Annotated in this window: 19 protein-coding genes; 18 read left to right on the top strand and 1 reads right to left on the bottom strand. The window is 69.1% G+C overall.

Annotated features, from left to right (window positions below; genetic code table 11):
- The first annotated feature begins 22 nt into the window (after window positions 1-22).
- From LMF57_RS19495 to LMF57_RS19415, 17 genes are all read left to right on the top strand, one after another.
- Window positions 23-574 carry a hypothetical protein gene (locus LMF57_RS19495; RefSeq protein ID WP_208081458.1) on the top strand — a complete coding sequence of 184 codons (552 nt, stop codon included), beginning with the start codon at window positions 23-25 and terminating at the stop codon, window positions 572-574.
- On the top strand, window positions 567-2,255 hold the full coding sequence (locus LMF57_RS19490; protein WP_208081457.1) for an AMP-binding protein: 1,689 nt from the start codon (window positions 567-569) through the stop codon (window positions 2,253-2,255). The genes LMF57_RS19495 and LMF57_RS19490 overlap by 8 nt, the downstream gene beginning before the upstream one ends.
- On the top strand, window positions 2,245-3,015 hold the full coding sequence (locus LMF57_RS19485) for a glycosyltransferase family 2 protein (RefSeq protein WP_229290438.1): 771 nt from the start codon (window positions 2,245-2,247) through the stop codon (window positions 3,013-3,015). The genes LMF57_RS19490 and LMF57_RS19485 overlap by 11 nt, the downstream gene beginning before the upstream one ends.
- A gap of 1 nt (window position 3,016) precedes the next feature.
- The gene (locus LMF57_RS19480; protein WP_208081455.1) at window positions 3,017-3,958 is read left to right on the top strand and encodes an acyltransferase; all 942 of its coding nucleotides are present in this window, start codon (window positions 3,017-3,019) and stop codon (window positions 3,956-3,958) included.
- Window positions 3,948-5,498, top strand: a complete 1,551-nt coding sequence (locus tag LMF57_RS19475; protein WP_025878005.1) for an aromatic amino acid ammonia-lyase — start codon at window positions 3,948-3,950, stop codon at window positions 5,496-5,498. The genes LMF57_RS19480 and LMF57_RS19475 overlap by 11 nt, the downstream gene beginning before the upstream one ends.
- Window positions 5,485-5,916 carry an acyl-CoA thioesterase gene (locus LMF57_RS19470; protein ID WP_025878003.1) on the top strand — a complete coding sequence of 144 codons (432 nt, stop codon included), beginning with the start codon at window positions 5,485-5,487 and terminating at the stop codon, window positions 5,914-5,916. The genes LMF57_RS19475 and LMF57_RS19470 overlap by 14 nt, the downstream gene beginning before the upstream one ends.
- Window positions 5,913-6,542 (top strand): outer membrane lipoprotein carrier protein LolA, encoded by a 630-nt coding sequence (locus tag LMF57_RS19465; protein WP_049466720.1) that lies wholly within the window; start codon window positions 5,913-5,915, stop codon window positions 6,540-6,542. The genes LMF57_RS19470 and LMF57_RS19465 overlap by 4 nt, the downstream gene beginning before the upstream one ends.
- Window positions 6,535-8,880, top strand: a complete 2,346-nt coding sequence (locus LMF57_RS19460; protein ID WP_208081454.1) for an MMPL family transporter — start codon at window positions 6,535-6,537, stop codon at window positions 8,878-8,880. Before LMF57_RS19465 ends, LMF57_RS19460 begins: the two co-directional genes overlap by 8 nt.
- A 62-nt stretch (window positions 8,881-8,942) precedes the next feature.
- Window positions 8,943-10,217, top strand: a complete 1,275-nt coding sequence (locus LMF57_RS19455) for an NAD(P)/FAD-dependent oxidoreductase (protein WP_080149576.1) — start codon at window positions 8,943-8,945, stop codon at window positions 10,215-10,217.
- The gene (locus LMF57_RS19450) at window positions 10,205-10,759 is read left to right on the top strand and encodes a DUF3261 domain-containing protein (protein WP_229290437.1); all 555 of its coding nucleotides are present in this window, start codon (window positions 10,205-10,207) and stop codon (window positions 10,757-10,759) included. The genes LMF57_RS19455 and LMF57_RS19450 overlap by 13 nt, the downstream gene beginning before the upstream one ends.
- On the top strand, window positions 10,756-11,943 hold the full coding sequence (locus LMF57_RS19445) for a beta-ketoacyl-[acyl-carrier-protein] synthase family protein (protein WP_229290436.1): 1,188 nt from the start codon (window positions 10,756-10,758) through the stop codon (window positions 11,941-11,943). The genes LMF57_RS19450 and LMF57_RS19445 overlap by 4 nt, the downstream gene beginning before the upstream one ends.
- Window positions 11,940-12,398 (top strand): hotdog family protein, encoded by a 459-nt coding sequence (locus LMF57_RS19440; protein ID WP_229290435.1) that lies wholly within the window; start codon window positions 11,940-11,942, stop codon window positions 12,396-12,398. Before LMF57_RS19445 ends, LMF57_RS19440 begins: the two co-directional genes overlap by 4 nt.
- Window positions 12,395-13,126 (top strand): 3-ketoacyl-ACP reductase FabG2, encoded by a 732-nt coding sequence (locus LMF57_RS19435; RefSeq protein WP_025877991.1) that lies wholly within the window; start codon window positions 12,395-12,397, stop codon window positions 13,124-13,126. The genes LMF57_RS19440 and LMF57_RS19435 overlap by 4 nt, the downstream gene beginning before the upstream one ends.
- Window positions 13,126-14,364 (top strand): beta-ketoacyl-ACP synthase, encoded by a 1,239-nt coding sequence (locus LMF57_RS19430; protein ID WP_208081451.1) that lies wholly within the window; start codon window positions 13,126-13,128, stop codon window positions 14,362-14,364. The genes LMF57_RS19435 and LMF57_RS19430 overlap by 1 nt, the downstream gene beginning before the upstream one ends.
- A gap of 37 nt (window positions 14,365-14,401) precedes the next feature.
- Window positions 14,402-14,842, top strand: coding sequence for a hypothetical protein (locus LMF57_RS19425; protein ID WP_025877987.1), 441 nt, complete (start codon window positions 14,402-14,404; stop codon window positions 14,840-14,842).
- Window positions 14,843-15,001: 159 nt separating this feature from the next.
- On the top strand, window positions 15,002-15,262 hold the full coding sequence (locus tag LMF57_RS19420) for a YcgL domain-containing protein (RefSeq protein ID WP_117311718.1): 261 nt from the start codon (window positions 15,002-15,004) through the stop codon (window positions 15,260-15,262).
- Window positions 15,255-18,593: an ankyrin repeat domain-containing protein gene (locus tag LMF57_RS19415; RefSeq protein ID WP_208081450.1), complete on the top strand. Its 3,339-nt coding sequence runs from the start codon at window positions 15,255-15,257 to the stop codon at window positions 18,591-18,593. The genes LMF57_RS19420 and LMF57_RS19415 overlap by 8 nt, the downstream gene beginning before the upstream one ends.
- Before the next feature lie 1,206 nt (window positions 18,594-19,799).
- Here the strand turns inward: LMF57_RS19415 and LMF57_RS19410 are convergent.
- A complete protein-coding gene (locus LMF57_RS19410) occupies window positions 19,800-21,587 on the bottom strand; it encodes a monovalent cation:proton antiporter-2 (CPA2) family protein (RefSeq protein ID WP_032976814.1) in 1,788 nt (595 codons plus the stop codon).
- Window positions 21,588-21,931: 344 nt separating this feature from the next.
- Here LMF57_RS19410 and mgtE point away from each other — a divergent pair, with 344 nt between their 5' ends.
- Window positions 21,932-23,302: a magnesium transporter gene (gene mgtE, locus LMF57_RS19405; RefSeq protein ID WP_025877611.1), complete on the top strand. Its 1,371-nt coding sequence runs from the start codon at window positions 21,932-21,934 to the stop codon at window positions 23,300-23,302.
- Window positions 23,303-23,417: the final 115 nt, after the last annotated feature.

Raw genomic sequence — 23,417 nt, 5'->3', positions numbered from 1 at the left:
CAGCAGCACGGACGCCGCGACCATGGCACGGGCACGCATGGTCGTGGTGGCAGCGATTTCGCTTGCCTATCCGGTGCTGGTCTACGTGGCGATGGGCCGCTTCGAGCCGCGCTGGCTGTCGCTGCTGCTGTTCGCGCTGGCCCTGCTGCGCGCGCTGAGCAGCCGCCAGCCCCTGTGGTGGGCTGCCGCGGCCGGCGCGGGCCTGCTGGCCGGGCTGGCCACCGTGCTCAACCAGGCCCTGCCGCTGAAGCTGTACCCGGCGCTGGTGAACGTGGTGATGCTGACGGTGTTCGCCACCAGCCTGCGCTTCGGTCCGCCGCTGGTGGAACGCCTGGCGCGCCTGCAGGAGCCGGACCTGCCACCGTTCGCGGTGGCCTATACCCGCCGCGTCACCCAGGTGTGGTGCGGCTTTTTCGTTCTCAATGGTGGTCTCGCCCTGCTCACCGCGCTGTATGCGTCGGACCGGGTCTGGATGCTCTACAACGGATTGTTGGCGTACGTGATGATGGGATTGTTGTTCGGCGGCGAATGGCTGGTACGGCGTCGGGTCAAGGCAGCGCACGCGCATGGCTGACTGGATCGCCCTGGACCGGCTGCTGATCGCGGCGCAGCCCGGCCGTGACATCGGTATCTGCGATGGCACTGCCCTCGACCATGTCGCCTTCCGCCTGCGCGTACTGGCCTGGCATGACGCTTTCAGCGCTGCCGAAGGTCGTGACTGGGCGCTCTACTTCGATGACACCGTGGCCTTCGCTGCGGCGTTGTTCGGTGCCTGGCATGCCGGCAAGCGGGTGTTCCTGGCCGCCGACAACCTGCCCGCGACATTGCAGGCGCTGCAGCCGCAGGTGAGTGGCTTCGCAGGTGACCTGTCGGCGGATTACCAGCCGTTGCAGGCCACCGACAGCGCCGCCGCCGACGTGGCGCTGCTGCCGTTGGACGAGCGCGCCTGCGAACTGTGCGTGTTCACCTCCGGCAGCACCGGCCAGCCCAGCGCGATCAGCAAGCGGCTGGACCAGCTGGCACGCGAAGTCGATGCGCTGCAGGCCGCCTTCGGCGCCCAGCTCGACGGTACCCAGGTGCATGGCACCGTGTCCCACCAGCATATCTACGGCCTGCTGTTCCGCGTGTTGTGGCCGCTGGCTGCCGGCCGTGCGATCCAGCCCCGGCGCTTCTTCCACGAAGACCTGGTGGGCGCGCTGGCCGGTACCGATACGGTGCTGGTGGCGACCCCGGCCCATCTCAAGCGCCTGCCCGAGCAGCTCGACTGGGCCAGCCTGCACGGCCGCCTGCGTGCGGTGTTCTCCTCCGGCGGCCCGCTACCCGAGGACGCCGCGCGCCAGGTCCGCCAGTGGTTGGGCGTGGCGCCCACCGAGGTTTACGGCAGCAGTGAAACCGGTGGCATCGCCTGGCGCCGCTGGGACACCGATGCACCGCCGTGGCAGCCGTTGCCGGGCGTGCAGTGGCGGATCGAGGAGGACTGCCTGGCGGTGGCCTCGCCGCACCTGGAGACGTTGGACTGGTGGCGCACCCAGGATCGCGTGGAAGCATTGGCCGATGGCCGTTTCCGCCTGCTGGGCCGTGCCGACCGCATCGTCAAGATCGAAGAACGCCGCGTTTCGCTGGATGCACTGGAGCGCGCGCTGCGCGAGGATCCAGAAGTCGAGGACGTGCGCGTGCTGGTGCTGCAGGGCCAGCGCGAGCAGCTGGCGGCCGTGGTGGTGCCGGCCGATCCGGCGTTGGCACGTGCCGGTGACGGCGCACGGCGTGCGCTGGGACAGCGGCTCGGTGCGTGGTTGGCGCAGGGCCACGATGCGGTCACCCGGCCGCGGCGCTGGCGCCTGGTCGAATCGCTGCCGATCAATGCCCAGGGCAAGGTTACCCAGGCCGCACTGGTGGCGTTGTTCCAGCCGATGATGCCGGTGCCGGTCTGGGACTGTCGCGACGAGGCGGCGGCCACCCTGCGGATGACGCTGGACCCCGCGCTGCGCGCATTCCAGGGCCATTTCCCGCAGGCGGCGATCCTGCCTGGCGTGGCCCAGCTGGACTGGGCGGTGCGCTTCGGCCGACAGGCCTTCGTGCTGCCCGTTGGTTTCCAGCGCATGGATGCAGTGAAGTTCCAGCACGTGGCCCGACCCGGCGACGAGCTGACCCTGCACCTGGAGTGGGACACCGGGCGCGGCGTGCTCACGTTCCGCTACACCTCCGTGCATGGCGTGCACGCCAGCGGCAGGGTGGTCTTCGCCGATGCGCACTGAGCCGGTCATCGCTGGCGGCGCGTTCGCGCCGCTGGTGGTCATTCCCGTGTACGACCACGAACACGCCATCGGCGCGGTCGTCGATGGCGTGCAGGCAGCGGGGCTGCCCTGCCTGCTGGTCGACGACGGCTCGCAGCCGTCCTGCGCGCTGGTGCTGCGGGAACTGGCACAGCGAGCGGGGGTCGACCTGCTGCGGCTGGACACGAACCAGGGCAAGGGCGGTGCGATGCTGGCCGGTTTCGCCGAAGCGCAGCGACGTGGGTATACCCATGTGCTGCAGATCGATGCCGACGGCCAGCACGACACCGGCGACCTGCCGCGCTTCATCGACGCCGCCCGCGCGCGGCCGGATGCCGTGATCTGCGGCATTCCCGCCTACGATGCCAGTGTGCCGAAGGCGCGCCTGTATGGTCGCTACGCCACCCACATCTGGGTGTGGATCAACACGCTGTCGCTGCACTTGCGCGACACCATGTGTGGATTCCGGGTGTATCCGCTGCCGCCGGTGCTGCGCCTGGTCGGCGAGGAAACCATCGGCCGGCGCATGGATTTCGACACCGAAGTGATGGTGCGCCTGTACTGGCAGCAGGTACCGGTCGACCACCTGGCTACGCGGGTGACCTATCCCGCGGACGGCGTTTCGCATTTCGATGTGTGGCGCGACAACGTGCGCATCAGCCGCATGCATACCCGGCTGTTCTTCGGCATGCTCTGGCGCGCGCCGCGCCTGCTGTGGCGCCGCCTGCAGGGGCAGGGCTGAGATGAGCCACGCGCACGACGCCCCGCACTGGGCCGACATCGGCGAGTCCACGTCGGTGGCCGGCGTGCTGTTCCTGTGCTGGGTGCACCGCTGGTTCGGGCGCTGGCCGTTCCACCTCTGCGTGTGCCCGGTCGTGGCCTGCCACTGGCTGGGCAACCGCGTTGGTCGCCAGGCCTCGATGCAGTACCTGCAGCGGCTGCAGGCCCATGCCGGTGCGCTGGGCCATGCGCCCACCCGGCGCGACAGCCTGCGCCACTTCTTCAGCTTCGCCGACACGATGCTGGACAAGATTCTCGGCCTCGGCGGCCGCTATCCGCCCGAGCGCATCCGCCTGCAGCGTGACCTGGTGCTGGGCAGGATCGCGCGCCGCGAAGGCGGCCTCATCCTGACCGCACACATCGGCTGCCTGGAACTGTGCCAGGTGCTGGCCGAGCAGGTGCCGGGCTTCCGCATCACCGTGCTGGTGCATACCGCGCACGCGCAGCGCTTCAACCGGCTCTTGCAGCGGCTGGACCCGCTGGCCGCGGTGGAGCTGGTGCAGGTCACCGAGATGGGCCCGGCCACGGCGATGATGCTGGCCGACAAGGTCGCCTCGGGGGGCTTCGTCGCCATCGTTGGCGACCGCGTGCCGGTGCAGGGCGGGCGCAGCGTGATGGCTGATTTCCTCGGCCACCGCGCGCCGTTCCCGATCGGCGCCTACGTGCTGGCGGCCGCGCTCGGCTGCCCGGTCTACACGATGTCGTGCCTGCACCAGGGCGACGGCTATCGGGTGGCATTCGAACAGTTCGCCGACCGCGTGGTGCTGCCGCGCGGTTCACGCGATGCCGCACTGGCCGAACAGGCGCAGCGCTTCGCGCGCTGGCTGGAACTCCAGGTCATCCAGTCCCCGCTGGACTGGTTCAATTTCTTCCCCTTCTGGGATCAGGCTCCTCATGACGATTGACGCCGTACCCGTGTGCCGTTTCGGCGATGCACCGCTGACCATCGAAGACGTGGTCGCCCTGGCCCAGCGCAAGTGCGAGGCCGCGCTGAGCGATGTGCCGGCGTTCCGCGCACATATCCAGCGTGGTGCCGACTTCCTCGACCGCCTGCTGCGCGAGGATGGCGTCATCTATGGCGTGACCACCGGCTACGGCGATTCGTGCACGGTGAACATTCCGCCGGCACTGGTCGCCGAGCTGCCGCACCATCTGTACACCTACCATGGCTGCGGCCTGGGCCGTTACCTGGACCCGGCCGAGACCCGCGCCGTGCTGGCCGCGCGCCTGGCCTCGCTGGTGCGCGGCATGTCCGGCGTCAGCGTGCCGTTGCTGGAAGGCCTGGCCACGCTGCTGCAGCACGATGTGCTGCCGTTGATTCCGGCCGAAGGCTCGGTGGGCGCCAGTGGCGACCTGACCCCGCTGTCGTACGTGGCGGCCGTGCTGTGTGGCGAACGCGAGGTGCTGCACGACGGCCGCGTGCAGCCGGCTGCCGACGTGCTGGCGAAGATCGGTATGACGCCGCTGAAGCTGCGGCCGAAGGAGGGCCTGGCGATCATGAACGGCACGGCGGTGATGACCGGCCTGGCCTGCCTGGCCTGGCAGCGCGCCGATTACCTGGCACGCATGGCCACGCGCCTGACCGCGTTCAACGTGCTGTCCAGCGATGGCAACGCGCACCATTTCGATGAAACCCTGTTCGCCGCCAAGCCGCACCCGGGGCAGTCGCGCATTGCCGCACGCCTGCGCAGCGACCTGCACAGCGAGCGCCCGCCGCGCAACGAGCAGCGCCTGCAGGACCGCTACTCGCTGCGCTGCGCGCCGCACGTGATCGGCGTGCTGGAAGACACCCTGCCGTTCCTGCGCCAGCTGATCGAAACCGAACTGAACAGCGCCAACGACAACCCGCTGATCGACGCCGACGGCGAGCGCATCCTGCACGGTGGCCACTTCTACGGCGGGCACATCGCGCTGGCGATGGACACGCTGAAGAATACGGTTGCCAACATCGCCGACCTGCTCGACCGGCAGCTGGCGCTGGTGGTCGACGCCCGCTACAACCACGGCCTGCCGGCCAACCTGTCGGCGGCCACCGGCCCGCGCGCGGCGATCAACCATGGCCTGAAGGCGCTGCAGATCAGCGTTTCGGCGTGGACGGCCGAGGCCCTGAAGCAGACCATGCCGGCCTCGGTGTTCTCGCGGTCCACCGAATGCCACAACCAGGACAAGGTCAGCATGGGCACCATCGCCGCGCGCGACTGCCTGCGCGTGATCGAACTGACTGAACAGGTAGTGGCGGCCATGCTGATCGCTGCCCGCCAGGGCCTGGCGCTGCGCGAACGGGTTGGCATGAACGCGCAGCTGCATGGCAGTCTGGCCGACATGTACGCCGACCTGGGGCAGCGCATCGCCCTGGTCGAAGAAGACCGCGCGCTGGATCGCGAACTGCGGGAACTGCTGGTGGAGATCCGCGCGCAACGCTGGGAGCTGTATGTCGGTGAATGAAGGCAACGAACTGGTCGGCGAGGTCGAGCTGGCCCCCGCTTTCCATGACTGCGATCCGATGAACGTGGTCTGGCATGGCAACTACTTCAAGTACTTCGAGATCGCGCGCTGCGCGTTGCTGAAGCGCTACGACTACGACTATCCGCAGATGCTCGAATCGGGCTACCTGTGGCCGGTGGTCGATGCGCGGGTGAAGTACGTGCGGCCGCTGCTGTTCGGCCAGGCGCTGCGCGTGCGCTCGCGCATCGTCGAGTGGGAGAACCGGCTGAAGATCGAATACGAGATCCTCGATGCGGAAAGCGGCCAGGTGCTGACCCGCGCAATGACCATCCAGGTCGCGGTCGACGCGGCCAGCAAGGAAATGCTGTACCAGTGCCCGCCGGTGCTGTGGCAGCGTCTTGGAGTGCCTGCCCCGTGAACCGATCCCTTCGTCTTACGCGCGTGCTGCTGTGCGCGCTGCTGCTGGTGGCCGCACCGCTGGTGCAGGCGGCCGATGCCGCCGTCGATGCCATCACCCAGGCAGTCGCCCGACCGGACGTGCTGCGCGGTCAGTTCACCCAGGAAAAGCAGGTCAGCGGCTTCAAGAACCCGCTGCGTTCGCAGGGCCAGTTCGTGGTCGCGCGCAAGCACGGCGTGATCTGGTCCACGCTCAAGCCGTTCCCGTCGGAGGTGGTGGTCACTGCCGACCGCATCCTCAGCCGCCAGCGCGATGGCAGCACCCGCGTCGAACTGGACGCGCGCCAGCAGCCGGCGATGCGCTCGGTCAACGCGATCATGTTCGCGTTGATGAGCGGTGACGTGCAGGCACTGTCCAGCCAGTTCAACGTCGAGGCCACCCGTGAAGGGCAGGGCTGGCGCCTGAAGCTGACGCCGAAGTCGGCGATGCTGGCCAAGGCCTTCCAGTCGCTGACGTTGCAGGGCGACCGTTACGTGCGCCAGGTCGAGATCATCGAAGCCAACCAGGATCGCACCCGCATCCAGTTCACTGCGCTGAGCGAAGCGCCGGCCACGTTGAACGCCGACGAGGCGCGCCGCTTTGAGTGACAGCGCCGCACCGGATCGCCTGCGCCGCTGGTGGCACTGGCTGGGTATCGCCTGGCTGCTGCTGTTGCTGGTGCTGGGTGCGCAGCAGTGGCGCCTGTGGAGCCAGGAGTCGCGGATCGACACCGACATCCTCGCCCTGCTGCCGCAGGACGCGCACGACCGCCTGCTCAGCGACGTCACCAGGCGCATTGCCGATGGCAGCTCGCGGCAGGTGGTGGTGCTGCTCGGCAGTACCGACGGTGCCGCTGCCAAGCGCGCGCAGGCCGCGTTCGCCGCGGCGATGGCCAGTGATGCCGACAGCGCGCTGCTGGTGCCCAGTGGTTCGATCGAAGGCTGGTTCGATGAAGCGCGTGCGTTCTACGCACCGTACCGCGATCGCTTGCTGACCCCGGCCCAGCGCGAGCAGTTGCAGCAGGCCGAAGCCGGTGCGTTGGCCGAACAGGCACTCGGCGCGCTGTACGGCCCGATGGGCGCGCCGCGGTTGACCGAGTGGCGGCAGGATCCGCTGTCGCTGTGGCCGCAGTGGTGGCAGCAGCAGGCCCAGGGCTCCGGCCTGCGCCTGGGCGATGACGGCCTGCTCGAGGCCGAAGGCAAGCACTGGGCGGCGCTGCAGTTCGATACGCCGGGCTCGGCCTTCAGGCTCGATGGCGAGCGTCATCTCGATGGCCTGCTCGAACGCGCCGGACAGGCGGCCAAGGCCGCTGCGCCGGATCTGGAGATCCTGCATGCCGGCGTGCCGTTGCATGCCGAAGCGGCTGCCGTGCAGGCCAACCAGGAGATCAACACCATCGGCTGGGGCTCGCTGGCGGCGGTGCTGCTGCTGGTGTGGCTGGCGTTCCGCTCGCTGCGGCCGATCCTGCTGGTTGCCGCCTCGCTGCTGATCGGTTGTGGCGTGGCGCTGGCGGTGACCGTGCTGGTGTTCGACAAGGTGCATGTGCTGACCCTGGTGTTCGGTGCCTCGCTGGTTGGCGTGGCCGAGGACTACGGCATCCACTGGTTCGCTTCGCGCCAGGCCGAGCCGGCCGACCGTCGCTGGAAGCTGCTGCGGCATCTGCTGCCGGGCCTGTGGCTGGCGCTGCTGACCAGTGCGCTGGCGTACCTGGCGCTGGGCCTGGCGCCGTTCCCCGGCCTGCGGCAGATGGCGCTGTTCTCGGTGGTGGGGCTGGCCGCTGCCTTCCTCACGGTGATCTTCTGGTTCCCGTGGCTGGACGGTGGCGAGATCCGTACCACCCGCTTCGCGCAGTGGCTGGGCAACACGCTGGAGCGTTTCCCGCGCCTGCACGGGCGTCGCCCGGTGGCGATCTTCCTCGGCGTGGCCGCGCTGGTGTCGGTCATCGGCATCGCCCGCCTGCAGAGCAACGACGACCTGCGCAGCCTGCAGTCGTCGCCGCCGGCGCTGATGGCCCAGCAGATCCGTCTCAGCCAGTTGCTGGGCATGCCCAGCCCGGCGCAGTTCTACCTGGTGCAGGGCAGCGATGCCGCACAACTGCTGCAGCGCGAAGAAGCGCTGACCACGCGCCTGCGTGAACTGACCCACGACAAGCGCATCGGCGGTTACCGCGCAATCAGTGACTGGTTGCCATCGCCCGCGCGGCAGCAGGCCGATGCGGCGTTGACCGCCAGAGTGGAACCCGGCGTGCTGGCCGCCGTGGGCGAAGCGGTGGGCGAGCCCCTGCAGCGCCCCGCATTCGCAGCGGCGCCGCTGAGCGCCGAGGCCTTCCTCGCCTCGCCGGCGTCGCAGCCGTTCCGCCACCTGTGGGTCGGCAACGTGGGCGGGCAGATGATCAGCGTGGTGATGGTCGATGACCTGTCGCGTGCCGATGCACTGGCCACCCTGCGCGGCGCTGCCGAAGGCCTGGACGGCGTGCGCTGGGTCGACCGTACGGCCGATTTCTCGCAGCTGCTGGGCCACTACCGCAAGCTGATGGGCGGCCTGCTGCTGGTCGGCATCGTGCTGGTGTTCGGCGCCCTGTGGCTGCGCTACCGGCGCCAGGCCTGGCGCGTATTCGCACCGACCCTGGTGGCCGGTGCGCTCACCCTTGGATTGCTCGGCCTGTTCGGCCAGCCGCTGCAGCTGTTCAACGTGCTGGCACTGATGCTGCTGCTGGGCATGGGCATCGACTACGGCATCTTCCTGATCGAGCACCGCGGCGATGCCAGCGCCTGGCTGGCGGTGTGCGTGGGTGCGGCCAGCACCTGGCTGTCGTTCGGCCTGCTGGGTCTTTCGCAGACGCCGGCGCTGCGTGCGTTCGGGCTCACTCTGCTGTTCGGCATCGGCCTGGTGTGGCTGATCTCGCCGCTGTTCCGGCCGCCACCGCATGACGCTCCGCCGGCCTGACCGGGCACGCTTCATTCCGATTCCTCCGCTTTTCCACCTGATCGAGCAACAAGGACGCACCGATGACTACTGCTGTGGATGCCGCTGATTCTTCCCGCCACGAAGACGTGGAACGTACCGAGATCCTGATCATCGGCGCCGGCCCGGCCGGTTCGGTGGCCGCGGCGATGCTGCGCCAGCAGGGCCGCAAGGTGCTGATGCTGGAGCGCCAGCAGTTCCCGCGCTTCTCCATCGGCGAGAGCCTGCTGCCGCAGAGCATGGAATACATCGAAGCGGCGGGCCTGCTGCAGGACGTGGTCGAGGCGGGCTTCCAGTACAAGAACGGCGCGGCCTTCGTGCACGGGAAAGCGCGCACCGCGTTCGACTTCAGGAAGAAGTTCTCGCCGGGCTGGGGCACCACCTACCAGGTGCAGCGCGCCGACTTCGACAACGTGCTGGCGCGCGGCGCCGAGCGCATGGGCGCGACCCTGCGCTTCGGCGACGAAGTGCTGTCCGTCGAGCCGGGCGAGCAGCCGCTGGTGAGCGTGCGCCGCCCCGATGGCAGCGAGTACCGCATCGAAGCCGATTTCATCCTCGACGCCTCTGGTTTCGCGCGCCTGCTGCCACGCCTGCTGGACCTGGAATCACCGTCCAACTTCCCGGTGCGCGGCGCGATCTTCTGCCACGTGCGCGACAACATTCCGGCCGAAGCGGATTTCGACCGCAACAAGATCCTGATCACCACCCATCCCGAGCACATCGACGTCTGGTACTGGACGATCCCGTTCTCCAACGGCTGCTGCTCGCTGGGCGTGGTCGCCGAGCCATCGTTCTTCGAGCGCTACGAAGGCGACGACCTGCAGAAGCTGCAGGCCATCGTCGGCGAGGATCCGAACCTGACCTCGCTGCTGGCCAATGCCGAATGGGCGGTGCTGCCGGTGCGCCGCATCACCGGCTATTCGGCCAATGTCAGCTCGCTGTGGGGCCCGGGCTATGCGCTGCTGGGCAACGCCGGTGAGTTCCTCGACCCGGTGTTCTCCTCCGGCGTCACCATCGCGTTCAAGTCGGCGCAGCTGGCCAGCGAATGCCTCAAGCGCCGTTACGCGGGCGAGACCGTGGACTGGGAAAGCGAATTCTCGATTCCGCTGCGTGCCGGCGTGAAAACCTTCCGCCGCTTCGTCGAAAGCTGGTACCAGGGCGGCTTCCAGAAGATCATCTACCACCCCGACCAGCAGCCGCAGGTGCGCGACATGATCAGCTCCATCCTGGCCGGCTACGCTTGGGATACCAACAATCCGTATGTGGCCGACGACAGTGGCCGTCGCATGCGCGTGCTGGAGGAACTGTGCAGCGCCTGATCGTCCGCCTCTCCGCGGTCCTGCTGTGCCTGCTGCTGGCCGCCTGTGCCAGCCGCATGCCGCGGCCGCTGGTCGAACTGCCGCCGCTGCGGCTGGCACCGTCCAGCCTGCCGGCGCCGTTGGCCCTGCAGCAGCTGCTGCACTTCCGCTTCGGCAGCCACGAGCGTGATCTGGATGCGCTGCTGGAAGCCGACGCGCAGCAGGTGCGGCTGGCCGTGCAGGCGATGGGCCAGACCGGCGTGCGCCTGCAGTGGGACGGCCAGCAGTTGACCCAGCAGCGTGCACCGTGGCTGCCGCCACAGGTGCGTGCCGAACGCGTACTGGATGACCTGCAGTTCGCGCTGTGGCCGACGGACGCCATTGCCGCCGCGCTGCCGGCCGGCTGGCAGGTGAGCGACGACGGCCGCCAGCGCAGCCTGTCCCGCGACGGCACCGTGTGGCTGCAGCTGCAGCGCCTGGGCGATGGCAGCGTGCAGCTGGACAACCGCGCCGAGGGTTACACCCTGCGCATCGAATCGATCGACATGGCCGGTCAGGAATGAAGAGCGCTCCCATTTTCCTGAACGACCTCGGCGTGGTCTGCGCGTTGGGCGAGGGCCGCGCGGCGGTGGCCGCTGCGCTGTTCGCCGATGCGCCCGGCGGCCTGAGCGACAACGCCAGCCTGCTGCCAGGTCGCACGCTCGCGCTGGGCGAAGTGCACAGCCCGCTGCCGACGCTGGAAGAACTGCCGGTGTCCCTGCGTGGCCGCAACAATGCTCTGCTGGACGTGGCACTGGCGCAGATCGCGCCGGCCGTTGCCGATGCCATCAACCGTTACGGCGCCGAGCGCGTAGCCGTGGTGCTGGGCACCAGCACCTCGGGCATCGGTGAATCCGAACAGGCGCTGCGCACCCGTGCCGAGCACGGCCACTGGCCCGAGGGCTTCGACTACGCACAGCAGGAAATGGGCACCGCCGCGCAGTTCGTGCGTGAGCGCAGCGGTGCGCTGGGCCCGGCCTGGACGCTGTCCACGGCCTGTTCGTCCAGCGCCAAGGCGTTGATGTCGGCCGCGCGCATGCTGCGTTCCGGCATCGTCGATGCGGTCATCGCCGGTGGTGCCGATTCCCTGTGCCGGTTCACCGTTGCCGGGTTCAGCGCGCTGGAGTCGGTCTCCGCAGTGCGCTGCAATCCGTTCTCGCAGCATCGCTGCGGGATCAACATCGGCGAGGGCGCCGCGCTGTTCCTGCTGACCCGCGATGCTGGTCCGGTCAGTCTGGCGGGGTGGGGTGAGTCGGCCGACGCGCACCATATGTCGGCACCGGACCCGCAGGGGCTGGGTGCCATCGATGCCCTGCAGCAGGCGTTGCAGCGTGCTGGCTGGGCACCTTCGGACGTGGATTACGTGAACCTGCACGGCACTGCGACCGGCCACAACGACGCCATGGAAAGCCACGCCGTGGCGCAGGTACTGGGCACCGGGGTGCCGGCCAGCTCGACCAAGCCACTGACCGGGCACACGCTGGGCGCGTCCGGTGCGATCGAAGCGGCGCTGTGCTGGATCGTGCTGGCCGGGAATCCGCAGCAGCAGCTGCCGCCGCACTGGTGGGACGGCGTCGCCGATCCGGCGCTGCCGGCATTGCCGCTGGTGGCGCCGGCAACGTTCCTGCCGTCGCCGCCGCGGCGGGTGCTGAGCAGTTCGTTCGCCTTCGGCGGCAGCAATGCCGTGCTGGCACTGGAGCGCCGATGAACATGCCGCTGTATGCCATCGAGGAGGTGGTGCCGCACCGCCAGGACATGTGCCTGCTGGACCGCATCCTGCGCTGGGACCAGGATGGCATCGAGGCAGAACTGGTGGTGCCCGAGGCCGGCCTGTTCATCGAAGACGGTGCGATCCCGGCATGGGTTGGCATTGAATACATGGCCCAGGCCATCGCTGCCTGGGCCGGCTGCCGCGCGCGCACGGCCGGCAACCCGCCGCAGCTGGGCTTCCTGCTTGGCAGCCGGCGCTATACCAGCACGCGCAGCCGTTTCCCCAGTGGCACCCGCCTGCAGGTACAGGCGCGTTGCGAGCTGTTGGGCGACAATGGATTAGGGATGTTCGCCTGCCGCATCCTGGCAGGGGAAGAAGAATGGGCGGTTGCCAACGTGTCGGTGTTCGAACCGGCCGACTCGATGGCCTATCTGGAGAGTGGACAGGCATGACAGGGAATCCAAGCGTGCTGGTGACCGGCGCGAGCCGGGGCATCGGCCGGGCCATTGCGCTGCGTATCGCGCGCGATGGCTTCGACGTGGTGGTGCATTGCCGCAGCCGTGTGGAAGAAGCACAGGCGGTGGCCGACGAGATCCAGGCGCTGGGCCGGCAGGCCCGCGTGCTGGCCTTCGACGTGGCCGACCGTGCTGCCGCGCGTGCTGCGCTGGAGGCCGACGTGGAGGCACATGGCGCCTATTACGGCGTGGTGTGCAATGCCGGCATCGCCCGTGACGGCGCGTTCCCGGCATTGTCCGAGGACGACTGGGACCAGGTGATCCACACCAACCTGGACGGTTTCTACAACGTGCTGCATCCGCTGATCATGCCGATGGTGCGGCGGCGCAAGCCGGGCCGCATCGTCACCCTGTCCTCGGTGTCCGGCGTGGCCGGCAACCGTGGCCAGGTCAATTACAGTGCGGCCAAGGCCGGCATCATCGGTGCCAGCAAGGCATTGGCGCTGGAACTGGCCAGCCGCCAGATCACCGTCAACTGCGTGGCCCCGGGCCTGATCGAGACCGACATGCTCAACGAAGAAGTGGTCGAACACGCATTGAAGCTGATCCCGGCCGGCCGCGTCGGCCGTCCCGAGGAAGTGGCGGCCACGGTCGCGTTCCTGCTGTCCGAGCCGGCCGGCTACATCACCCGCCAGGTGATCTCGGTCAACGGAGGGATGATCTGATGGCCGCCGATCGTCGCGTGGTGGTCACCGGTGCTGCCGCCATCAGTCCGCTCGGCCACGACTGGCCGACCATCCAGACCCATCTGCGCAGCTGCCGCAATGCGGTGCGTTCGATGCCGGAATGGGATGTGTATGCGGGCCTGAACACCAAGCTTGCCGCGCCGGCGCAGGACTACGAGCTGCCGCCGAACTACAACCGCAAGACCACCCGCTCGATGGGCAAGGTGGCGATCATGTCGGTGCGCGCCACCGAGGTCGCCCTGCGTGAGGCGGGCCTGTTCGAGCACCCGGTGCTGCGCAGTGGCCGTACCGGCGTGGCCTATGGCTCGTCGTCGGGCAGCCACGAAGCCACCGGCGAATTCGGCCGCATGCTGCATGAGTTCACCACCGACGGCATCAGCGCCACCACCTACCTGAAGATGATGAGCCACACCGCGCCGGTCAACATCGGTGTGTTCTTCGGCCTGTCCGGGCGTGTCTACACCACCTCCAGCGCCTGTACGTCGGGCAGCCAGGGCGTGGGCGCCGGCTATGAAGCGATCCGCAGCGGCAAGCAGACGGTGATGGTGACCGGTGGTGCCGAACAGCTCGACGCCACGGCTGCGGCGGTGTTCGACACCTTGTTTGCCACCAGCACGCGCAACGACGCACCGCACACCACCCCCCGTCCGTTCGATGCCGGCCGCGATGGCCTGGTGCTGGGCGAGGGCGCCTGCACGTTGATCCTGGAGGATCTGGAACACGCACAGGCACGCGGCGCGACCATCCTCGCCGAGATCGTCGGCTACGGCACCAACAGCGACGGCCAGCACGTCACCCAGCCCAGCGCCGACACCATGGCCCAGGCCATGCGCCTGGCGCTGGAAGACGCCGGTCTGCAGCCAGCGCAGATCGACTACGTGAACGCCCACGGCACGGCCACCGACCACGGCGACATCGCCGAGACCCAGGCCACCGCCCAGGTGTTCGGCAGCCGCGTGCCGATCAGCTCGTTGAAGAGTTACGTCGGCCACATGCTGGGCGGTTGCGGTGCGTTCGAAGCCTGGATGAGCATCGAGATGATGCGCGCCGGCTGGTTCGCGCCCACCTTGAACCTGGTCGAGGTGGACCCGCGCTGCGGCCAGCTCGACTTCATCACCGGGCAAGGCCGCGAGCTGCAGGCCGAGTACGTGATGAGCAACAACTTCGCCTTCGGCGGCATCAACACCTCGCTGGTGTTCCGCCGCTGGAGCGCGTGATCCCGCTGTACCCGCACACCAACAAGGAGACGTTCCGATGCGCCGCACCCTGCTGATCGCCACTGCCACCGCGCTGCTGGCCCTGACTTCCACCGCTTCGGCGCGCGATACCCGCGTCGAGCAGTCCCTGCGCGAGCTGATCAGTTCGCAGGCCGCCAAAGATGCCGGCATCGACGGCAGCGTGCGCTTCTACCTGGCCGGCCAGCCGGTCAGCGTGCAGCAGCGCCTGGGCGAGGACGTGACCAACAAGAAGACCAACGCCGCCAACAAGAGCGACGTCGAGGCCTGCAACTGGGTTGCCCTGTCGGCACTGCTGGCCCTGCAGGACGGTGCCAAGTCGCGCGGCGCCAACGCCGTGGTCGACATCGTCAGCTACTACAAGAAGAACGAGTTCAAGAGCGCGACCAACTACGAGTGCTGGGCCGGCACCTTCGTCGCCGGCGTGGCCCTGAAGGGCACCTACGCCAAGGTCAAGTAAGCGCTGCCGACCGGTGGCGCAGCCTGAACGGCGTCGCCACATTGCTGAACCCCAACGGGGAAACGCCGTCGATCGCGCCGCCATCGTCGCGTGACGGCTTTCCCCGGTGTCGGCTTTCCGACACAATCACGGCTCTTCCCGGGTTATCGTCCCGTGGACATGCACGCCTACGTCTATAAAAGCCAACTCAAGCCGGACACCTACGTCTATCTCGCCCGACGCGATGACTTCAGCGCTTTGCCTGCGCCGCTGTCGGCGTCGTTGGGTCCGCTCGTCTTCGTGCTGGACGTGACCCTCGGCGCGGAGCGCCGGCTGGCCCAGGCCGACCCGGCCAAGGTGCGCAGCGAACTGACCGAGCGCGGGTTCTACCTGCAGGTGCCGCCATCGGTGAGCAGCATGATGCTGCGCCACTATGACTGAGCTTTCCCGATCCCGCGCCCTGTCGCTGGCCTTCACCCTGGGTGCCTTGCTGGCACTGGGTTCGGCGCTGGGCGGCCTGCCCGGTGCGGTGTTGGCGGCACTGGCACAACCGGCGTTCGCACTGGGGATCTCGTGGTGGCGGCGCAGCCGCGCGCTGCTGCCGCCGAAGGTGATCGCCCGCCAGGACCTGCCGGCGCTGCTGGCACTGTGGACCGCCGCGCCGTTGCTGCTGGCCCTGTTGCTGGCCTGGCCCCTGGCCGCGCTGCGCGACAGCGGCAGCCTGGCTGCGGTGCTGGGCCTGAGCGTGCTGGTCAGCGCTGGCCTGCTGGCGGCTTGGCGCACCTGGCCGCTGTGGAACGATGTCGAGCGCCTCGATGGTGGCCTGGCCCAGCATTGGCAGGCGTTGGCCGGCCGCGACCTCAGCGCCTGGCGTGGCCTTGGCGTGGCTGCACTGGTGATGGCCCTGGCCGCACTGGTGGTACTGCCGACCTGGCCGGGCCTGCTGCCGGAAAGCGCGCGTTGGCCGTCGGCGCTGGCGGTGCTGCTGCTGTCGCCGCTGCTGCACCTGCTGCTGCAGCGCATCGCACCGGCGCCGCTGGTCTCGCTGCGCGGCCCGGTTGGCGCTGAACTGCCGGTCGATCGCGAAACGCTGTTCAGCGCTGCGGTGGACACCACGCCGCTGGAAGCATTGGCGCCGCAGGAGCTGACCCCGGCCCTGTACGAAGCCGCACGCCACGGCCGCATCGACCGCGCGCTGCAGTTGCTGCAGGCCGGCGCCGATCCGCATTCATTGCCTGACCCGAACTGGCGCGACCAGCGCAGCCTGGCTGTACTGGCCGCAGTATTGCCGGACCTGCGCCTGCTGCGCGAGCTGATCGGCCGCGGCGTCGATGTGAACGCGCCGCACCGCGGCATGACCCCGTTGCTGGCCGCGACCCGCGACAGCTGGCATGGGCGTCCGGAAGCGGTGATGACCCTGCTGGCCAACGGCGCCGATTCGCGCGCCACCGACAGCGAGGGCAACACGCCCCTGCACCACGCCGCGCGCAGTTCCGACCCGGGCGTGGCCGCACTGCTGCGGGATGCGGCGGCTGAAGTGGACGCACTGAACCGTGATGGCTGGTCACCGCTGGCGGTGGCCTGCCAGGTCGGCAACTGGCGCCTGGCGCGCTTCCTGCTGGAGCGTGGCGCGCGCAGCGAACCGGCTGACGGCACCCCGGTGCTGCTGGCCGCGGCCGCCACCGAGGACGACGATCCGGCCGGGGTGCAGCTGCTGCTCAAGCACAAGGCACGTGCCGACGCGCGCGACCGCCAGCGCCGCAGCGCGCTGCATGAAGCCGCACTGGCCGGCCACGTGGACATCATCGGCGTGCTGCTGGCCGCCGGTGCCAACCTGGAAGCGCGCGATGCGCTGGGCCGCACCCCGTGGCTGGAAGCCGCACGCGCCGGCCGCGCTGCCGTGGTCGAGCACCTGCTGCCGCACAAACCCGACCTGGTTGCGGTCGACGCCGATGGCCGCAACGCGGTGCTGCTGGCCACGATGGCCGAGGACGTTTCGCCGCTGTTGATCAAGCGCCTGCTGGAACTGGGCATCGCCGCCGACGGCAGCGATCCGGCCGGCCGGCGCGCGGTGGACTACGCCGCCGAAGCCGGCCGCTGGGCGATCGTTGCCCTGCTGGACCCGTTCTACCCGCTGCCCGCCGCCGTCAGCGATGGCCTGGCCGAGCGCGGTGAGACGGCCAGCGCCAGCGGCCTGTTGCCCGACCGCCCGCCGTTGACCCTGCTGCGCGAGGCGCTGGGGTTCGGCAATACCGATGGCATGGCCGCACTGGCCAGGCTGTGCCAGCCCGAAGAACTGGGTGGCCTGCTGCTCGATCCGGAGCTGGCGCTGGAGCCGCGTGCGGTCGACTGGCTGCTCGCCCATGGTGCCGATCCGTACGTGCGCGACGCCTGCGCAGATACGCCGATGTTCGCCCTGCTTTCGCGTGGCATCGATGCCGTGCCAGCCCTGCAGGTGATGCTGCAGCACGGCCTGTCGCCGGCCGGGCGTGGTGGCCTGGCGCGTTTCCTGGCCGCCTGTGCGCAGCACGACCAGGCGGCGCGTGGCCTTGAGCAGCTGGCGCTGGAACTGCTGGAGCGGGGCGCCGATCCGTTTGCCGCCTCGCCGGCCGGTGATCCGCCGTTGTCGCTTGCGGTGCGCCTGGGCTGGCTGCGCCTGCAGCAGGCCCTGCTCACCACCGGCGTGGACCGCGAAGCACGCGACAGCCATGGCATGACCGCACTGCATCTGGCCACCGCACTGGCGCGCGAAAGCGCCTTGAAGCTGTTGGTGCAGCACGGCGCCTCGCCGGAAGCGCGTGCTGCCGATGGGCAGACACCACTGGGCGTAGCGTTGTCGATCGGTCGTCGTGATCTGGCTGATTGGCTGGACTGGCGCGTCTGGCCGCTGCCGCGCCGGACCCTGCGCGAAGGCGATCTGCCGGCCGCCGCGATAGCCGGTGATGTCGACGCCGTGCGTCGTCTGAATGATCTGGGCTTTGCCATCGACGCCGTCGATGCGCAGGGCTGCACCGCGCTGCTGCGTGCTGCCGGCGGTGGCCACCTGGCCGTGGTCGACCTGCTGCTGGCGCGCGGCGCTGATCCGCAGCATGCCGCTGCCAGTGGTGCCACGCCGTTGTCAGCGGCGGTCAGCATGCGCCAGGTCGAGATCGTCTCGGCCCTGCTCGACGCCGGTGCGCAGCTCGAACACCGCCTGCCAGGCGGGGTCACCGTGCTGATGCTGGCCTCGGCGCTGGGCCTGCCGGACATCGTGGCGCGCCTGCTCACCGCCGGTGCCGATGTGCACGCCGGCGATGCCCAGCAGCTGGCGCCGCTGCACTGCGCGGCACTGTATGGCTTCAGTGCGCGCGACCGTTCGCGCCTGCTGGCGCTGCTCGATACCCTGCTGCTGGCTGGTGCAGAGCCGGACCAGGCCGCCGCCGGTGCGGTCACGCCGCTGCTGCTGCTGCTGGGCGCGCGCGCCGAACCGGGAACCGCCTGCGACGAGCAGGTGGTGATGGCCGCCGTCGAGCGCCTGCTGGATGAAGACGTCAGCCTGGACGTGCGCGATCCGCGCGGCTTCGGCCCGCTGCACCTGGCCGCCCTGCATGGGTTGCCGCTGCTGGTGCAGCGCCTGCTGCGCGCCGGTGCCGACCCGGAAGCGCGCGATGGCTTGAACCGCAGCCCGCGCGAGATCGCGGTGATGCGCGGCTTCATCGACGTCGCCGCCGAGTTCGAGCCGCGCGTGCCGGGTGTCTCTTCGATGGCCAGGTTCCTGCGCGACAACGGCTGACCCCAAGGCGCGGTAGTGCCGGCCGCTGGCCGGCAGCTTCGCAATCCTGGCGAGGTTCATGAGGTTGCCGGCCAGCGGCCGGCACTACCCAACCCCGTCGATCAGCGTTGCTTGTCGCCGCCGCTTTCCGCGTCCGAGCCGCGCGTGCCGGGTGTCTCTTCGATGGCCAGGTTCCTGCGCGACAACGGCTGACCCCAAGGCGCGGTAGTGCCGGCCGCTGGCCGGCAGCTTCGCAATCCTGGCGGGGTTCATGAGGTTGCCGGCCAGCGGCCGGCACTACCCAACCCCGTCGATCAGCGTTGCTTGTCGCCGCCGCTTTCCGCGTTCGAGCCGCGCGTGCCGGGCGTATCGTCGATGGCCAGGTTCCTGCGCGACAACGGCTGACCCCAAGGCGCGGTAGTGCCGGCCGCTGGCCGGCAGCTTCGCAATCCTGGCGGGGTTCATGAGGTTGCCGGCCAGCGGCCGGCACTACCCAACCCCGTCGATCAGCGTTGCTTGTCGCCGTCGCTTTCCGCGTCCGAGCCGCGCGTGCCGGGTGTCTCTTCGATGGCCAGGTTCCTGCGCGACAACGGCTGACCCCAAGGCGCGGTAGTGCCGGCCGCTGGCCGGCAGCTTCGCAATCCTGGCGGGGTTCATGAGGTTGCCGGCCAGCGGCCGGCACTACCCAACCCCGTCGATCAGCGTTGCTTGTCGCCGCCGCTTTCCGCGTTCGAGCCGCGCGTGCCGGGTGTCTCTTCGATGGCCAGGTTCCTGCGCGACAACGGCTGACCCCAAGGCGCGGTAGTGCCGGCCGCTGGCCGGCAGCTTCGCAATCCTGGCGGGATTCATGAGGTTGCCGGCCAGCGGCCGGCACTACCCAACCCCGTCGATCAGCGTTGCTTGTTGCCGCCGCTTTCCGCGTCCGAGCCGCGCGTGCCGGGTGTCTCTTCGATGGCCAGGTTCCTGCGCGACAACGGCTGACCCCAAGGCGCGGTAGTGCCGGCCGCTGGCCGGCAGCTTAGCAATCCTGGCGGGGTTCATGAGGTTGCCGGCCAGCGGCCGGCACTACCCAACCCCGTCGATCAGCGTTGCTTGTCGCCGCCGCTTTCCGCATTCGAGCCGCGCGTGGCGGGCGTATCGTCGATGGCCAGGTTCCTGCGCGACAACGGCTGAAGGTCGCCTTCCATTGGGTGGGTGCCGACCGTTGGTCGGCACACCGGCCCGCCGTCAGCGCTCCTTGTCGCCGTCGCTTTCCGCGTCCGCTTCGAACAGGTGCATCAGGTCGTTGCGGGCATCGCGCGAGGTCTGGATCACGGCGGCCTCGTCGTCGTAGACCAGGTACTGGTCGCGCAGCAGCTTCTCGTCGTGTTCGCGGAACTGCTGCACATGGCGCTCGGCCACGTTCGGTGCCACGCCCAGCGCGGTCAGCACGCGCCCGCTCATTTCCAGGCTGGTACCGAATACTTCGCGGAACGGTTCGGCCGACATGTCCATCAACCGCCAGGCATGCTGGCGGTTGCGCGCACGCGCCAGCACCGTCGCGTCCGGGTACAGGCGGCGCACCATGCGCACCGCCCGCAGGTTGGTTTCCGGGTCGTCCACGGTGATCACGAACACGTCGATGTGCTCGCCGCCGGCGGCGCGCAGCATTTCCGGCCGGGTAGGGTCGCCGTAGTACAGCTGGTTGCCGAAGCGGCGCAGGTCGGCCACCGTGTCCGGGTTCGCCTCCAGTGCCACGAACGGCACCTTCTGCGCGGTGAGCAGGCGCGCGATCACCTGGCCGAAGCGGCCCATGCCGGCAATCAGCACCTTCGGGCGATTGTCCGGCGCCACCTTGTCGGCCTCCGCCGCCTGGCGGGGCGCGACCTTCTCCTCGCCGAGCAGGCGCATCAGGGCGATCATCAGCAACGGGGTGATCGCCATCGACAGGCCGACGATCGCCACCAGCCGGTCATGGTTGGCATTGCCCAGCAGATGCGCACGCTGGGCTTCGTTGAACACCACGAAGGCGAACTCGCCGCCCAGCCACAACACGCTGCCCAGCAGCAACGACTGCCGCGAGCTGAGTCTGGCGATGCGGCCGATGGCGTACAGCAGGCTGAACTTCACCACCAGCAGGATCGCCACGCCCGCAGCGATCATCCACGGTTCGGCGGCGATGCGGTCCAGGTCGATGCCCATGCCCACGGCAATGAAGAACAGGCCCAGCAGCAGGCCCTTGAACGGCTCGATCTGCGATTCCAGCTCATGCCGGAATTCCGAATCGGACAGCAGCACGCCGGCCAGGAATGCCCCCAGGCTGGGGCTCAGGCCAGCTTCCTGCATGAACCAGGCGGTGCCCAGCACCACCAGCAGCGCGGTGGCGGTGAACACCTCCGGGCTGCGGGTGCGGGCGATGATGCCGAACACCCGGCGCAGCACCGGCCGCCCGCACAGGATCACCACCGCCAGCGCGCCCAGCGCGACGGCCGCATCTTCCCAGCGCAGCGTCTCGTTCTTGACCCCGCCCAGCAGCGGAATCGCGGCCAGCAGCGGAATGGCGATCAGGTCCTGGAACAGCAGGATGGCAAACCCCAGTCGGCCATGGTCGCTGTTGATCGCCTTGTGTTCGGACAGCAGCTGCAGGCCGACCGCAGTCGACGACAGCGCCAGCGCCACGCCCACCACCAGCGCGCTTTTCCACTGGAAGTGATCGAGCAGCAGCAGGCCGCCCAGCACCAGCCCGGACAGCGCCACCTGCGCCGCGCCCGCGCCGAACACCGAGCGCCGCATCACCTTCAGCCGGGCCGGGGACAGCTCCAGCCCGATCACGAACAGCAGCATGACCACGCCGATCTCCGCCGCGCCGAGGATGCGGTCGGCGTCCTGTACGAAGCCCAGACCGTCCGGACCCAGCACCACGCCGGCCGCCAGGTAGCCCAGCACCGCGCCGAAGCCGAACTTCTTGAACACCGGCACCGCGATCACCGCGGCCAGCAGCAGCACCAGTGCCAGTTCCAGACCACCGCTATGCATGGGAATACCTGGTCATCGGGAGGCCGGCTGTGCGTCCGTTCGGCGGGGAGGGGAAGCGCGGCGGATGCCACCTGGGCATTATGCGCGCGCCGCTGTGTACGCACGAGAACGGCAGCGGGCCCATTGTCCGGTCAGCGTGGCGGGTTGACCTGCACCGACCGCAGGTCCAGACTGCCCGCCGCTGCCGGCGTGTCCGGCAGTACACCCCTCCGGAGTCCCCAACCCATGTCCAGCGACAGTAGAAGTCGACCTCGGTCGACGCCAGCGATGGCCACCGCCTGACACCGGGACGGTTTGCCTGCGTTGGCGTTGCGCGAGGTCGCACCCCATGAAGGCGAATCACCATGAACCAGAAGCAATTGCTGCGTCCGGTGGCCGATGCCGCAGCATTGTCGGCACCGCTGGCGAACTACAACACCGCCGACGCGGTGGAATTCCTCAACACGCTCGAACTGCAGCGCGCCGCCGAGACGCTGGCCGCGCTGTCGCTGCCGCGCGCAGTGAAGATGCTCGAGGCGCCGGAGCTGCACCGCAGTGGCGAACTGGTTGCCGCACTGCCGCCGGCACGCGCCGCCGCGCTGCTGGGGTTGATGGCCGACGACCGTGCCACCGATATCGTCCACGAGCTGGATGAAGAAGAACGCGCGCGGCTGATTCCGCTGCTGGGCAACGAAGCCCGGCAGACCATCCAGAAGCTGCTGAGCTACCCGCCGAACACCGCCGGTGCGCTGATGACCACCGAGTTCGTCGCCGTGCCCGCCACCTGGACCGTGGCCCAGACCCTGCAGCACATCCGCCAGGTCGAACGCACGCGCGAGACCGTGTATGCGATCTACGTGCTCGACCCGGCCAACCAGCAGCTGCAGCAGGTGGTGACCATGCGCCGGCTGATCACCGGGCTGCCGGAGGAATCGATCCTGGATGTGGCCCAGGTCAATCCGCCGGTGATGGTGGATGCGCAGATGGACCAGGAAGACGTGGCGCGGCTGATCCGCCGCCACGATCTGCTGGCCATTCCGGTGGTGGACGCGCAGCAGCACATGCTCGGCATTGTCACCGTCGATGACATTCTCGATGCGCTGATCGAAGAGTCCACCGAGGACGCGCACAAGTTCGGCGGCATGGAAGCGCTGGACAAGCCGTACATGCAGATCGGCTTCTTCGAGATGCTGCGCAAGCGCGCCGGCTGGCTGAGCGTTCTGTTCGTTGGCGAGATGCTGACCGCCAGCGCGATGCAGCACTACGAGGACGAACTGGCGCGCGCGGTGGTGCTGACCCTGTTCATTCCGTTGATCATGAGCTCGGGTGGCAACTCCGGTTCGCAGGCGACCTCGCTGTTGATCCGCAGCCTGGCGCTGCGCGAACTGCGCCTGCGCGACTGGTGGAAGGTGGCCCTGCGCGAAGTGCCCACCGGCATGGTGCTCGGCGCCATCCTCGGTTGCCTGGCCATCGTACGCATCGTGATCTGGCAGCTCGGTGGCTTCCATGACTACGGCGAGCACTGGATCCTGCTGGCGATCACCATCGGTGCCGCACTGGTGGGCATCGTCACGTTCGGCTCGCTGTCCGGGTCGATGCTGCCCTTCATCCTCAAGCGGCTGGGCTTCGACCCGGCCAGCGCCTCGGCCCCGTTCGTGGCCACCCTGGTGGATGTGACCGGCCTGGTCATCTACTTCAGCATCGCCGCGATGATCCTGCACGGGACGCTGCTGTAACGGCGGCGTCATCCACGCATGGCGTGGATCTACTGGTCCTGGCGGCCGTGGTGGATCCACGCCATGCGTGGATGCGATGCCAGGATCCTGCGCACGATCATGCCGCCGCAGCGCC

The sequence above is a fragment of the Stenotrophomonas sp. SI-NJAU-1 genome (assembly GCF_020883215.1).
Classification (GTDB): Bacteria; Pseudomonadota; Gammaproteobacteria; order Xanthomonadales; family Xanthomonadaceae; genus Stenotrophomonas; species Stenotrophomonas indicatrix.
The sequence above is the reverse complement of the archived record's forward strand: the minus strand, read 5'-3'. Positions and strand labels throughout refer to the sequence as shown.

What these genes read in the sequence shown, in the direction of transcription:
- mgtE (WP_025877611.1), top strand. Translation starts at nt 21,932, where the DNA reads ATGAACCAGAAGCAATTGCTGCGTCCGGTGGCCGATGCCGCAGCATTG.
- LMF57_RS19440 (WP_229290435.1), top strand. Translation starts at nt 11,940, where the DNA reads ATGAACATGCCGCTGTATGCCATCGAGGAGGTGGTGCCGCACCGCCAG.
- LMF57_RS19430 (WP_208081451.1), top strand. Translation starts at nt 13,126, where the DNA reads ATGGCCGCCGATCGTCGCGTGGTGGTCACCGGTGCTGCCGCCATCAGT.
- LMF57_RS19425 (WP_025877987.1), top strand. Translation starts at nt 14,402, where the DNA reads ATGCGCCGCACCCTGCTGATCGCCACTGCCACCGCGCTGCTGGCCCTG.
- LMF57_RS19475 (WP_025878005.1), top strand. Translation starts at nt 3,948, where the DNA reads ATGACGATTGACGCCGTACCCGTGTGCCGTTTCGGCGATGCACCGCTG.
- LMF57_RS19420 (WP_117311718.1), top strand. Translation starts at nt 15,002, where the DNA reads ATGCACGCCTACGTCTATAAAAGCCAACTCAAGCCGGACACCTACGTC.
- LMF57_RS19415 (WP_208081450.1), top strand. Translation starts at nt 15,255, where the DNA reads ATGACTGAGCTTTCCCGATCCCGCGCCCTGTCGCTGGCCTTCACCCTG.
- LMF57_RS19410 (WP_032976814.1), bottom strand. Translation starts at nt 21,587, where the DNA reads ATGCATAGCGGTGGTCTGGAACTGGCACTGGTGCTGCTGCTGGCCGCG.
- LMF57_RS19490 (WP_208081457.1), top strand. Translation starts at nt 567, where the DNA reads ATGGCTGACTGGATCGCCCTGGACCGGCTGCTGATCGCGGCGCAGCCC.
- LMF57_RS19480 (WP_208081455.1), top strand. Translation starts at nt 3,017, where the DNA reads ATGAGCCACGCGCACGACGCCCCGCACTGGGCCGACATCGGCGAGTCC.
- LMF57_RS19455 (WP_080149576.1), top strand. Translation starts at nt 8,943, where the DNA reads ATGACTACTGCTGTGGATGCCGCTGATTCTTCCCGCCACGAAGACGTG.
- LMF57_RS19470 (WP_025878003.1), top strand. Translation starts at nt 5,485, where the DNA reads ATGTCGGTGAATGAAGGCAACGAACTGGTCGGCGAGGTCGAGCTGGCC.
- LMF57_RS19435 (WP_025877991.1), top strand. Translation starts at nt 12,395, where the DNA reads ATGACAGGGAATCCAAGCGTGCTGGTGACCGGCGCGAGCCGGGGCATC.
- LMF57_RS19485 (WP_229290438.1), top strand. Translation starts at nt 2,245, where the DNA reads ATGCGCACTGAGCCGGTCATCGCTGGCGGCGCGTTCGCGCCGCTGGTG.
- LMF57_RS19495 (WP_208081458.1), top strand. Translation starts at nt 23, where the DNA reads ATGGCACGGGCACGCATGGTCGTGGTGGCAGCGATTTCGCTTGCCTAT.
- LMF57_RS19445 (WP_229290436.1), top strand. Translation starts at nt 10,756, where the DNA reads ATGAAGAGCGCTCCCATTTTCCTGAACGACCTCGGCGTGGTCTGCGCG.